Below are 14,005 nucleotides of genomic sequence, written 5' to 3'. Positions count from 1 at the left end.
TTACGCGGTGGCTGTCTTAATCACTTTCCGAACATGGCGGAAAATATCCAAAACAGAATTTGCTTAACCACAAGAGTGCCAAGGCAGCATATAAATATACAGTGCAGTTACAGTTCTTACGATAGAAAGAGAAATAAAGAAAAGTAAAATAACAAGAAAAAAGAGGTTACCGATATTAAAGAAAGCTTTATATTTGAAAAATCAAATTATTGATAATAATAAGCAGTATATTCAATCAAATTAGGATTTTATATCATGATCTTTTTCGATCATATCTTAAATATTTGTTCTTAAAGAAAGTTGCCAGGATTCCTTAAGGATTCCTGGCAACTTGTCCTAATAGAGAGCTTTTTATTGAAAACAATAAAAGCCTTTTCACTAAAATGGACTAATCAGCAATTATAATCACAACCCGGTTCCAGTCGTTAGTCCGGAAAGGTTGTTCTCTATCTTTCATACTTGATACGATGAGACGGTCTTTAGTAATGCCATATTTGTTGATCAGTTGATTGGCAACAGCTTCGGCACGTTGCTTGGCAAGTCTCAGATTAATTTCCCGACTTCCGGTTCCATTATCGGCATATCCCATAATAGTAGCTTTTGCATCGGGAAATTGCTTCATGTAATCAACAATAGCAAGTATGTTAAGTACTTGACTTTCTTCAATATTTGTCTTGGCAAGACCAAATCCCACGTGACTCCTGATACCTCTTACCACTTTTGTAGTAGGTGTGGTCTCAGAATTTATCACTACAGTATCAGTCTTTTGAATAATCTTCTCTACAGTTTTCGCACGCTGTTGATTGATCATTTCATTCACTTCTTCTTCCGTATAAAGCGTTTCAGGGTATTCTTTCGAAATACAAGTAACACATTTGTATCCTGTTCTGAATTTATAGGTAAAGCCTAATCCCAGATTAAAGTAAGTGTCGATAGAATGATCATCACGTCCATTCCAACGATCAGATACACCGTTGGCAGTAGCTTCGATATTAAAATCGAGTGCATCATTCATTCGGAAACTTCCTTGCAATCCCAATCGTCCCATAAAAGAACTCACACTACTACTAAAAGCACGGTTGAAACCTATACCGGCGATCACATTTACATCGAACAAACGTTCGGGATATTTCCGTATCAACTGACTAAGGTTCATCAACCCATCTACTGTAGCAGCACCATAGTAGAATCCATGAGCTTTCTTAGTTATTTCCGAACCAACACGTCCTTGCCAACCGCTAATAGAAAGTCTGGCTCCCCACACAGGCGAGAAATACTTACCAAAAGCAATAGCTCCTGAAGGTGCTATCAACTTTCCAAAGCTCGCATCACTGCTAGAATAAGATGCTCCCAACTGTCCCTGGATAAACCACGGATTCGGATTCATTTCTTGAGCCTTCACGCCTACACAAACAGCTGCAAGTGCCAGAAAAGTAATAATTGATTTAAATTTCATAGTAAACTGTTTTTAACTATCCAACTGTGCTTTTACCAGATCACGGTCTGTATCATTCAAATGAACACCATAGCTCTTATAAATATACTGTCCAAGTACATTGTTTTTATTACTCAGAATCTGTTGTTTATAGAATTCGGAGAAGAGCTGGTTCATTTCCTCTATCGAAATATTTACATCAAGACTTGAACGTAAAGCTTGCAAATCATTTAAGAATTCTTGCATCTGACCATTTAAAGGAGTCCCACTCGTACTGATATACTCTCCAACTTCGATATTAACCTTCCCAGCTTCTACTACGAACGGCATTTCAATGCGATCTATAGAATCAGCCGGATTATTGAGGCTAATAATTGCTACATAAGGCATTAAAAGGCTATCTGTTCGTTCTAAGTTCAAATGACCGTTGGTCACGACGAGCGAATCCAAACACTTGCCCTCCATATTCCTTAAATAACCCTGAGTATATTTAGGATATTCAATTTTCATCTCCACTATGCAACTCGATTGTATATTTTGTTGTTTACTACAACTTCCCACTATCCAGCCACATATAAATAAAAGCAGAAGATATTTTCTCATTTTCGGATTTATTTAAGCAAAGAAGGCGATCCGGCTAAACATGTTAGCAAAACCGCCTTTTCTGCATTTACATACATTACGTTATTATTAACGCACAGTTTCTATTAAAACCGGAAACCGAGTTTCAATACCGGCATATCAATAATTTTTATGTTGTGATGTGACAAATTATATTTGTCGAAGCCTTTGGGAGCAATTTGAATAATATCATAACGGTATGCCAATGGCTGACATTCAAATCCAATAACAAAGCCGTTAGCCAAGCTATATTCAATACCACCCACAAGAGCGCCTTTGATGCCGACCATCTGTCCCACTTTGCCTGCGGGCAGATAGACTTGCTGGTCTACAGCATCGTCTTCATTATCGTCATCTTCACTCATATAAATTTTACCTGTATACGGTTCCATTGTTTCAATACGTGCCATCTGGAGGCCAAGAGTAGCTCCTACATATGGGTGAATACGTGGATTGCTCGTTTTAAAATAACGCTCGGTGCCTACATTCATATACCAATTGTTGGTAGTCTGCGCATTGACATATTTCTGGTCAGGAATAATCATATCGGTCACACTATTGTCACCTTCTATGTAATCTTTCTTTGGAGTAACATTAATATTCATACCCAAAGAGAAATTGACATCCCAACAATCGTTGAAGAAATATTTGGCTTGCAAGCCAACTATATTCACCAAGCTATTATTATTAAACCCGTTAATCTTGAGAAAATCGTTCAGATAACCTGATTGATTTCCATTTGCAATGACATCACCAGAAGTGCTACCTTTGTCCAGAATACCTCCGGTACCACCATTCGGTAATCCGATACTTCCAGCAGCATTATTGTAGTTAGGTAGAAGATAACTTCCTGTATTCTCATTATAAAATGAGTTACTTCCGCCTAACACAAAAGAGATTTGCCATTGACCTTTACGGGGAGCAAACACTACACCACCCTTATCGCCTTTGGCAGGCTGCGCCCAAAGAGGCGCAGCAAGCAAGGCTGATAATAAGATTGTGCAAAGTTTTTTAATCATCTTTATCTTATTATATTATTATTATTTTTCAGTAGATACACCGAGTCTTTCAAGGATCATTTGCAATTCAGCAGCAGTATTGTCTGCAGTTGTCTTAGCTATATCCAAATAATACTTAGCATTGTCCATCAATACCTTCTTAACATCTGCTACATCGATCAATGCACTATTCCAATCCTTCAATGCCTTTTCTGCATCTTTCAATAGAGTACCAGCATTAAATTCAGCATCCTTAGCATCTTTTACATTTGTAGTCCAAGTTGTAATTAAGGCTTTGATAGCAGCTTCATCACGTTTAGCTTCATCAGAAGTTCCAGCTGCATCCATTGCTGTTTGAATAGAAGCAATAAGATCACCTTGCAGTCTGCTCTTCATAGACAATTCGCGTCTTTCAGGTTCAAATGTAGCTTCCAATTCCTTGATCACTTCATTTTGTGCATCACAATTGTTATAAGCTTCCAACACCACTTCACCTTGTGCATCTTTTTGAGCTTCCAAGTCGGTCAAATATTCATTCAAAGTTGCAAGAACGGCATTAATAGTTGGTTGTTCATTAATAAACGCTTTAGCATAAGCGATATCTCTTTCTTTAGCTAATTTCGTACCGAAAGAACCATAGTCTTTATACCAAGTAGGAGCTTCATATTCACGATCTGTCAGATAATGTTCTGTAATAATAATTTTGTCCAATTCTGCTTTTTCAAGCGGAGTGATACGTTCTGCATTCAATAAGCCATTTATTATATCATTATACTGTTGATCATTAGAATTATCAATCATTGAAGGCAAACCGTAAAGCACGCGTGAAGCTACAATCACAAAGTTTTTGCTATTAATTTCCAGATTTTTGATATCAAAAGTTAAGGCAGATTGATTACTTTCAATAAGCCACAAAGCATTCCAATTGATTCCTAATTCATTCGTAATAATAGGAGGATAAATTGATGAAAAGAAGCTAGTACCACTTAAATGATCTAATACATTCTTTTTTAAACTTGTATAAGCATCGTCCATTTCGTTATATAGTGCAATTGTTGCCTCTTTAGCCGATTGATAAAGCTCATCTGCCTTTATCCATGCAGCTTCTGCTTCTTCATAATTTTTCTTTAATTCAGCAACAAATGCAGGATCTAAATTATTAGTCGCAGCCCAGTCAATATTATGATTTGTATAATCTTTCCGAGCCTGAGCCTGAGCGAGGTCGCGTTCTTTGTCAGCTATTGCAATCGCATTATCACGAGTCTTGGCAGCCTTAGCCAAACCTACATTACGGTTATTGCTAGCCTCAGCATAGACCTTTCTCAATCCTTCAGTATCATCAGCACCAAGTTCCTTCTTAGCAGCGTCTAATTGCGTCTTCAATGCCTCATCCGTAAGATTCTGTGCTAATTTTTCTTCCAATAGTGAAATTTTACTCTGTGCCACCTTTATATCTTGCATAGCTTTAGATACAGCATTGTTTAATGTTTGCTCAGTAGCTCTATATGCAGCCCATGCTGTTCCATCTTCCGTTGCACCATTAAACTTATTATTGGCTACACTTTCATATTCTTTCCAAGCTTTGTTGTTAGCCTCATTGTATATAAACCATGCTGAATGTTCATAAGAACCTGTCTTATTAATCCAAGCCTGTTCTGCATCATCTTTAATTTCGGTCTTATCCACCCAATCCACTCTCAAAGGTTCCAGTTTCTCAACCGATGCATTGTAGTTATTAATACGGTTAATAAGTGGATTGTAACCAACATATTTAGAATATACAGTACCGTTACCACTATTATAGCCGTCAACAGCCATTTGCCATGTCTTCAAATCAGCATCATAAGTTTCCTGTAAACCTTTCAGTTCAGCAGTCATCTCGTTAATACTAGCTTGTGTCCATGCTTGGTCATCTTTATCTAATTGCTTATTAGTAAGCTCCAAAATGAAATTCTGAACATTACCTACTGCTGTTGTATACCCATTTTGACCATTATATGAAGTTATAGCCTCTCCATCCTTATCAACATGGAAACCATAAACTTTTTCTTTTATAATTTCGTATTTACCTTCCTGATAACCCGGAATTCCAATAGTCGGAAGTTCGATAGTCAATGGTTTTGCATAAATTTTAGCATCCTCTGTAGTCGTCAAATCATTGTATGCTTTCTGTAAATCTGCCTGTTTTTTATATTCTGCATCATTTTTAATGCGTTCTTCAGCTATCTTCACATTTAGAGCATTCAACTCATCCTGAATATCGTTCCATTTATCTTGTGCTTCAGTTAGTTTAGCAGCAAGTGCACCAGGTACATATGCTTTCACCTCTTCCAATTTAGCTTCAGCCTCTTCCAATGCAAGTTTCTTAGCTTCAACATTCTCTTGTTGGGTTATAACATTCTTCTCAAGAGTTCTTGTATACTGAATATTATCTTGTCCCTTTTCTGCAGCTGCTAAAGCTTTTACATATTCACTTTGTGCATTAGTATAAGCTACATAGCGTGTATTATATTCATTTGCAGCAGCATCGTAACGAGTCTGATACATGCTCAACATTGCAAGTTCATCTGCAGACAACGTATTTTTTGCTTTCTCTATTTCAACAAGAGCACGTTGGTGAGCATCTTCAGCAGCTTGTCTCGCTGCCTCTGCCTCAGCGATAGCAGCTTCTGTTTTAGCCTTTGTTTGAGCAATTTCGGCCTCTATTTGTGCTATTTGAGCTGCATAAACAGCCTTTTCAGCTTCTGTTAAAGCTGCAAGTTGGGCAGCTTCAGCTTTCACCTTTTCAGCTTGTGCTTTTCTCAATTCTGCTTCAGCTTCCTGTACCTTAGCTTCTGCTTCAAGTTTTGTAGCTTCTGCTTTCACACGCAAAGATTCTGCTTCTTCTACAACCTTCTTTGCCATAATAAGTTCAGCCTTTGCTTTTCGAAGGATATTGATACCTTCCGGCTCATCATTGTCAATACATCCGGTAAAAACCGGTGTCGCACCCACTAGCATGGCAGATGCAACCAAAAAAGTCCATTTCTTCATAATAAATAAGTAGTTTAATTGAAAAATAAAAATTGATATTTAACTTAAATTTCTTTATTCCGTAATTTCAAACTTAGAATATGCGATCGGAAGTTTGATGGTGTAATATGTTCAAACTTAGTAAAAGCACTATAAAACGTGCTTCGTGAAACAAAGCCACATTTAGTTGGTAAGCTTTGAATATCGCATTCTTCCTTCTTCAAAAGTTCTTTGGCATAGTTAATGCGATACCTATTAAGTAAAGTCTTTAGATTGCATTTAAAAAGAAGATTAATAACCTTTGAAAGGTAAGTCGTATTCGTAAATAGAATCTGACTTAACTTTGTCAGATTTAACTGAGCGTCAAGATAAACCTTTTTATCTTCAAGAACATAAATAATATTCTCATATATGTCCTTCATCTTTTCATTTATTAGTACCTCGCCGTCTGTATCTTTCATTTCCCCTTTATACAGATTAATATTTGTAGTAGTCATATTGTACAGTTTAGTACCAGCTAATTGTTCCCCATATGTCCCCATACTGTATTTTTTGCTTGATTGTGCAACAAACTTATTGATTTATTTAATAATGAAAGAAAATATATTAGAAATTCTTTAATATCTGATAATATTTTTTAAGTTTCAGGACAAAAGACATTTTTTAGGAATTTATTAAGGACAAAAACAAAGTAAAGTGTTGAATAACTTTCAACACTCTTTTGATTTACATGAGGTGGGAGAATTCATCCATTTATGATTAAAAAAGAAATATCATTTTATATAAGAAGAACGACTCCTCGGTTTAAACCTAACGAATCGTTCATTCCACCCTAAAACAGACACTTTAAAATAAAGTGAGTATTCCTATAAAAATAAATAAATAGTCTTTTAATAAGACCGCTCAAACTTCTTTTGTTTTATATATGTAATTACAAACTACGCTATACTTTTTCATTTCTTCATACTTACAAGTATCTATACAGACATATAATCATGCTATTTAACGGAAAAAACGGAATATTTCCTCAGGACTCTTACCAGAACTTCTTTTGAAATAGGCTTAGTCACAAAATCATTACAGCCAGCTTCTAACGCCTTTTCCTTATCCGTTTCAAAAGCATAAGCTGTCAGTGCAATAATGGGAATATCCTTTGAATAGGACCGAATAATATGCGTAGCATCTAACCCATTCATACAAGGCATCTTGATATCTATCAAAATCAAATCGGGTTGATATTCCTTATACATTTCTACAGCCTCCACTCCATCCTTAGCCCATAACAATGTATAATCCTTCCCTATCAGGTTCTTTACTAAGATGAAATTACTTTCTACATCCTCAGCAATCAAAATTTTCTTGATCAGTTGTGGTCTTTTAACAAAACTATCTTCTTGCTTTTCTTCTGCAACTTCAAAGACTTTGATCCGTTCACGATCTTTATCTTTATAAGGTATAGTAAAATAGAAAGTAGAACCTTTACCTATGTCGGAAATAGCTCCGATCTCACCACCTATCTTTTCTATAATCATTCGGCAGATGGCAAGTCCCAATCCTGTACCTTGGGCAAAAGAGTTCAATTTAACAAAGCGATCAAAAATTTGGTTGATCTTATCCTGTGCTACTCCAATACCGGTATCCTTCACATAAAAGTAGATGTGATCCTCGCGTACTTCAAAACCGTAACGAATCTCACCCGAATGAGTGAACTTACATGCATTGGTAATAAAATTGGTTATGACCTGCATTATACGATTATGATCCTCTTCAATCATCAGGTCTGCCTCCTGATTATCTAAGAATAAAGTTACTCCTTCCCTCACACGGCCTTTATGAACTTCATAAATGGTACGACATAATTCTCCAAGATTCATTGGACACTTGATATATTCTAATGTCCCTGCTTCTATCTTGGATAAATCAAGAATATCATTAATCAATTGCAGAAGTATGTCAGAGTTCTGATTAATGATGTCTGAGTAAGTTTCTTCTTCCTCCGGACTTTCTGCTAAAGGCAGCAGTTTGGAAAAGCCAACAATGGCATTCAAAGGAGTACGTATCTCATGGCTCATATTCGCAAGAAAAGCTGTTTTCAATCTATCAGACTGCTCTGCTTTAAGTCTTGCAGTTATCAATTCTTGTTCTATATTTTTCAGGCTAGTTATATCCCAGGAAATGCCAATTAACAGTGGTTTACGTCCTTCCATAGGAACCAGTGTTTTCAATGTTTGCACAATGCGTGCTTCTCCTTTAGCCGAAATATAGGTTTCCTGCATTTCGAGAGGCTCATGGGTACGAAGTACCTCCAAATCATCCTTATGAAATTTTTCGGCATCCTCATTTTCAGGAAAAACTTCAGTATCCGTATGTCCGATAGCTTTAGACGCCGGTATTCCTGAATGCTCGGTAAATGCTCTATTCCAATATAAATACCTGAATTCGTCTTCCGGGTCTTTCACAAACAGGTAAACAGGGACATTATTTAAAATACCCTCAAGTAAAGCATTGAGTTCCCTAAGTTCATCTTGTTTTTTGATAACATCGGTAATATCTTGGGTAAAGAACCAGATTAGTTCTTTATTATCTTCATTAGTCAGAAATGTGGAAACTTGGTGAACCCCTTTTTTATCATATCCCTTTCGTGTGTAATCAGCACGATAAGAGAAACTACCACCATTATCTCGTATTTGCTGAAGACGTGCTTGCCAAACTTCAGGTGTTTTCATAGAAACAGGTAAATCATATATCTTTTGTACACCAAGTTGTTGGGTTACACCATATTCTTCAATGAATTGTTTATTAGCATAGACTAATGTGCCATCCGCTGAGACGGCAAGAATGCTGTCACTAACCTTATCAAGTACGCTTTTAAAAACTTCCAGTTGACGTTGAGTAGCAATTCGATTAGTAATATCCCGGCACATAATCAATACGTATTCCTCATCCAAAGGAAAAATACGATTTTCATAATAATGATGTTCGCCATTAATGTCTAATTCATGATGTGCTGTTGAAACCGTTCCAGTAGAAATCACTTTTTGCATATTGGAATGTATATTTTGATATGCTTCCGGCGGAACCATATCACACATTCGCATTCCTTCAAAATCCTTATTTGATACGCCTACATGATTGGTTTCTTCATTCGACACCACTTCCACGCCAACTTCATCATGTCTGAAAACAGTCAGCATATCGGGTAGTGAATCTAATATCTTAACTGCATATTTCTCTCTAAAATCAAAAGGGACATGCTCTTTAAAAAAAGAGAGTTGTTTTTTCAATTGCGCATTCTCCTCTCTAAGTGCCTCTAGTTGCTCTTCGAGTGTTGTTTTTGTTTGTTCACTATCCATAAGGTACTGAGATATTTATATACTTAACTGTCAAATGTAGAAAAAAGTTTTAATAATAAAGATATTACAAGACATTTTATTTTTAAACAGTTCCGTATGGGCCGAATATACTTCGGTTGTCCATACGGAAATTCCTATTGAAAACTAATCTTAAAAAACTAATCATCTAAAAAAGTTATTCAATCACCATGATACGGTCATTCAACCCTACCTTCATATTATTTTCTACAAATACCTCTTTTACCGTTCCGTCTGTCGTGGAACGAATCTCGTTTTCCATTTTCATGGCGACTAATACACAAAGCGGATCCCCGCGTTTCACGTCATCTCCTTTCTTAACGTATGTCTTCAGGATGACTCCAGGCATTGGTGCTTGCACTACCTGACGCCCCACAGCTTCAGTAGCAGCACGTGCGTTGTGTATTTTCTCCATTTCTCCCTGTAACTCGATTTGGTAAAGTTCTCCCTTATTCATGATTGTATATGAATTATTGGAAGAAGGAGAAATCTGTACTCCATGAGAATGATGATCGATGATAATTGAATGAATGGAGTCACCTCCCACATTATAATCCACCTCATAAACCTTGCCATTGACCGCTATTTTCTTGATCGGTCCATCTTCCAGAATTTCTACCTTGTATTCTGTATCGGGCATATCCAGAAGTTTGGCATAATATGTAGCTAATATTGTACCCATATTCATATTGTTTTATTACTCTATTTAATAATTGTTGGCAGTCATCTGTAACTTACCATAATACTTCCAGAGAGATTCGCCCACCACCGGAAGAGTTGTTGCCCGGGAAGCAGCTTCTTTCTCTCTTTCATAATGTCTCACCGCAGCAGCAATTACAGCCACCGTAGGGTCAGTATTCTGTCGCCGTTTCAAGTCTTCTTTATCAAAACGGGTATCAATAAAAGTGGTATCATACTTTCCTTCCAGAAATGCGGCATTCTTCAGAACCCGTTGATGGAAAGGAATGGTAGTCTTTATTCCCAGAATTTTGTATTCCCGCAAAGCACGAGCCATGTTAGAGATAGCTGAAGCACGGGTACGTCCCCAACAACAAAGTTTGGCAATCATCGGGTCATAATGCAGAGATACTTCAAAACCGGCATAAGCAGCACTATCCAAACGAAGATTACGGCCTTCGGGAGCCTCACGAACTGTTATCACTCCGGGCGAAGGCATAAAGTTGTTCTCCGGATCTTCTGCATAAATACGACATTCGATGGCAGCTCCACTAAATTTAATATCATCCTGTTTATAAGGTAACGGATTACCTGCTGCAACTGTTATCATATCGCGTACCAGATCTACTCCCGTACATTCTTCTGTCACCAAATGTTCCACTTGCAACCGGGTATTCATTTCAAGGAAGTAGAAATTCTGATCCTTATCCATCATAAACTCCAATGTTCCGGCGCTGTAATAACCTATTTTCTTGCAAGCTTCTACTGCTACTTTCAACATATTTTTCCGCGTTTCTTCTTTCACAAAAGGAGATGGCGATTCTTCGATCACTTTCTGGTTGCGACGCTGAATGGAACATTCACGTTCGTAAAGATGAACCACATTACCATATTTATCTCCCATTATCTGCACTTCGATATGATGTGGATTTTCGATATATTTTTCGATGTAGACTGCATCATTTCCAAAAGACGTCCCCGCCTCGGATTGCGAAAGACGAAGGGCTGTATCTACCTCTTCCTCCGAACGAACCAGCCTCATCCCTTTTCCTCCACCACCGGCAAGAGCTTTCAACATGATAGGATAACCAACTTCTTTGGCAACCCTCTTTACTTCTTCTATACCTTGTACAGGAGCCTCAGTTCCGGGAACAATCGGCAATCCGGCTTCACGCATAATTTTACGTGCCTCAGTCTTAATTCCCATCTTCGAAATGATGTCGGCACTCGGACCGATAAAGATTACTCCTTCTTCTTCACAACGACGGGCGAAGTCTGCATTCTCCGACAAGAAACCATATCCTGGATGAATAGCCGCACCTGTCTTTTTTGCAATAGCCAATATCAATTCCGGTTTCAGATAAGAAGTATCCTCCAACGAATCGGAAATACAATAAGCTTCCTCCGCATATCGAACATGCAAAGCACTACGATCTACATGAGTATAAACAGCTACTGTTGAAATATTCATCACTCTACACGTACGAAAGATACGTAAAGCTATTTCACCCCGGTTAGCAACTAATATTTTCTTAATCATAATTTTCTCCTTTCATCTCTTAAAGTGGAATATTCGAATGTTTTTTAGGCGGATTGGACTGACGCTTATTGGCAAGCATCTCGAAACTGCGGATCAATCGCAAACGGGTAACTGCCGGATCAATCACTTCATCCACATAACCTAACTCTGCTGCCCGATATGGATTAGCAAACTTCTCGCGATAATCTTCCTGAAGCTCTTTCCGTTTTGTTTCGGGTGACTGGGCTTTATCTATTTCTTTGCGGAATAAGATATTTACGGCGCCATCCGGTCCCATTACGGCTATCTCTGCTGTTGGAAAAGCCAGATTCACATCCCCACGAATATGTTTAGAACTCATCACATCATAAGCACCTCCATACGCCTTACGTGTGATAACGGTTACTTTTGGAACCGTAGCTTCACAATAAGCATAAAGCAATTTGGCGCCATTACGAATAATGCCACCGTATTCCTGATCCACTCCCGGAAGGAATCCCGGCACATCGACCAATGTCAGTAATGGTATATTGAATGCATCGCAGAAACGGACAAAACGGGCAGCTTTGATAGAAGCATTAATATCCAATGTTCCTGCCAATACCAATGGCTGATTAGCTACAACTCCCACCGTCTTTCCATTCAGGCGAATGTAACCGGTAACAATATTCGGTGCAAACTCCGATTGAAGTTCAAAGAAGCTATTATCATCTGCTACGGATTCTATCATTTCCTTTATATTATAAGGTTGATTCGGATTGGTAGGAATCAAGTTAGAGAGTTCCGGTGTCAGGCGTGTAGGTGAATCGCTGGTAGCTACGAAAGGTGGTTCTTCCATATTATTTCCCGGAAGATAGGATATCAATTCCCTGATATAATTAATACACTCAATATCATTTTCTGCCGAAAGATGGGCAACACCCGATTTTGTCATGTGAACACCCACTCCTCCCAGATCATCCTTGCTTACTTCTTCCTGTGTCACACTTTTCACGACATCGGGACCGGTAATAAACATATAACCGGAATTTTTTACCATCAGAATAAAATCGGTCAATGCAGGTGAGTAAACCGCACCTCCGGCACAAGGTCCCATTATCGCACTGATTTGTGGAATAACCCCCGAAGCCATCGAATTACGAAGGAATATTTCAGCATATCCTGCCAAAGAACGTACTCCTTCCTGGATACGGGCACCTCCTGAATCATTTAATCCGATGATAGGCGCTCCCATCTGCATAGCCATGTCCATCACTTTACATATCTTTTTGGCATGTGTTTCCGAAAGAGCTCCTCCAAATACGGTAAAATCCTGTGCAAAAACATAAACTAAACGTTTTCCAATCATACCGTAACCGGTGACTACGCCGTCTCCTGCAAATTTCTGTTTTTCCATACCAAAATCGGTGCAACGATGAGTCACCAATTTATCCAACTCAATAAATGACCCCTTTTCTAAAAGTAAATCGATACGTTCACGGGCTGTCAGTTTACCCACCGAATGTTGTTTCTCAATACGGGCATCTCCGCCCCCTTTTTCAGCTTTCCTGTTTAATTCTTCCAGGTTTTTGATTAGCTCTTTCATAGACTGTGTATATTTGATGTTTTACTATAATAAACGTTTCTCCATTATATTTTGTTAGCATTTATGCCCTTAAACATCTTTCCTCGTTTATTCCTGAATATTTTTTTGCCGGTTGTCTCAACAAAGTCCCTTGGTCAGGTGTTTATCGCTTATCATTTTAATAACACCAAGATCCTAACGAAAATGAGAACAATTAAACTTTTACTAGCAGTTGGTTTCCTGCTCGCTTTCGGTACAAGCATTCATGCACAAGTACAACGTAATGAAACCTATTTACCCAAATTTGCCATTAAGACAAACGCTTTGTATTGGGCGACTTCCACTCCCAACCTGGGAATTGAAATCGCACTCTCCAAAAAACTGACTCTTGATGTATCGGGTAACTATAATCCATGGAAATTTGGAAACGACCGACAAATCAAACACTGGCTTGTCCAACCGGAATTGCGTTATTGGCTTTGTGAACGTTTCAACGGTAGTTTCTTTGGTCTGCATGGTCACTATGCTGATATGGATGTCAGCAATCTGAATATTTTCGGAATGGGGCATGACCGTTATGACGGTAACTTGTACGGAGCCGGTATTTCTTATGGATACCAATGGATTATCAGTAAACGTTGGAGTATGGAAGCAACCATCGGAGTTGGATATGCCCGCGTAAAGTATGATAAATATGCCCGCGGTGACGGAGGTGAAAAGCTAGGACATAATACCCGCAACTATTTTGGTCCGACCAAAATCGGTTTAAGCTTTATTTACGTCATCAAATAATCAAAACTTATAATA

Annotated in this window: 10 protein-coding genes; 1 reads left to right on the top strand and 9 read right to left on the bottom strand. The window is 38.1% G+C overall.

What is annotated here, in order from left to right:
* Window positions 1–388: 388 nt before the first annotated feature.
* From EJF25_RS14880 to EJF25_RS14840, 9 genes are all read right to left on the bottom strand, one after another.
* Window positions 389–1,456, bottom strand: coding sequence for an OmpA family protein (locus EJF25_RS14880; RefSeq protein ID WP_125041832.1), 1,068 nt, complete (start codon window positions 1,454–1,456; stop codon window positions 389–391).
* A gap of 12 nt (window positions 1,457–1,468) precedes the next feature.
* Complete coding sequence (locus EJF25_RS14875) at window positions 1,469–2,038, bottom strand: hypothetical protein (RefSeq protein WP_125041831.1); 570 nt, start codon at window positions 2,036–2,038, stop codon at window positions 1,469–1,471.
* Between the two features lie 104 nt (window positions 2,039–2,142).
* Entirely contained in the window at window positions 2,143–3,075 is a 933-nt protein-coding gene (locus tag EJF25_RS14870; protein WP_125041830.1) for a BT1926 family outer membrane beta-barrel protein, read from the bottom strand.
* Between the two features lie 21 nt (window positions 3,076–3,096).
* Window positions 3,097–6,087, bottom strand: a complete 2,991-nt coding sequence (locus EJF25_RS14865; protein WP_125041829.1) for a coiled-coil domain-containing protein — start codon at window positions 6,085–6,087, stop codon at window positions 3,097–3,099.
* Between the two features lie 44 nt (window positions 6,088–6,131).
* On the bottom strand, window positions 6,132–6,488 hold the full coding sequence (locus EJF25_RS26610; RefSeq protein WP_370685724.1) for a helix-turn-helix domain-containing protein: 357 nt from the start codon (window positions 6,486–6,488) through the stop codon (window positions 6,132–6,134).
* A gap of 576 nt (window positions 6,489–7,064) precedes the next feature.
* Window positions 7,065–9,419, bottom strand: coding sequence for a PAS domain-containing protein (locus EJF25_RS14855; protein ID WP_125041827.1), 2,355 nt, complete (start codon window positions 9,417–9,419; stop codon window positions 7,065–7,067).
* A 175-nt stretch (window positions 9,420–9,594) separates the two neighbouring features.
* Window positions 9,595–10,119, bottom strand: a complete 525-nt coding sequence (locus EJF25_RS14850) for a biotin/lipoyl-containing protein (RefSeq protein ID WP_125041826.1) — start codon at window positions 10,117–10,119, stop codon at window positions 9,595–9,597.
* 24 nt (window positions 10,120–10,143) lie between these two features.
* A complete protein-coding gene (gene accC, locus EJF25_RS14845) occupies window positions 10,144–11,655 on the bottom strand; it encodes an acetyl-CoA carboxylase biotin carboxylase subunit (protein ID WP_125041825.1) in 1,512 nt (503 codons plus the stop codon).
* A 19-nt stretch (window positions 11,656–11,674) separates the two neighbouring features.
* Complete coding sequence (locus EJF25_RS14840) at window positions 11,675–13,219, bottom strand: acyl-CoA carboxylase subunit beta (RefSeq protein WP_125041824.1); 1,545 nt, start codon at window positions 13,217–13,219, stop codon at window positions 11,675–11,677.
* Window positions 13,220–13,402: 183 nt separating this feature from the next.
* Here EJF25_RS14840 and EJF25_RS14835 point away from each other — a divergent pair, with 183 nt between their 5' ends.
* Window positions 13,403–13,990, top strand: a complete 588-nt coding sequence (locus EJF25_RS14835; protein ID WP_125041823.1) for a DUF3575 domain-containing protein — start codon at window positions 13,403–13,405, stop codon at window positions 13,988–13,990.
* The last annotated feature ends 15 nt before the right edge of the window (window positions 13,991–14,005 follow it).

This window comes from Bacteroides faecalis, from assembly GCF_003865075.1.
GTDB lineage: Bacteria > Bacteroidota > Bacteroidia > Bacteroidales > Bacteroidaceae > Bacteroides > Bacteroides faecalis.
The sequence above is the reverse complement of the archived record's forward strand: the minus strand, read 5'-3'. Positions and strand labels throughout refer to the sequence as shown.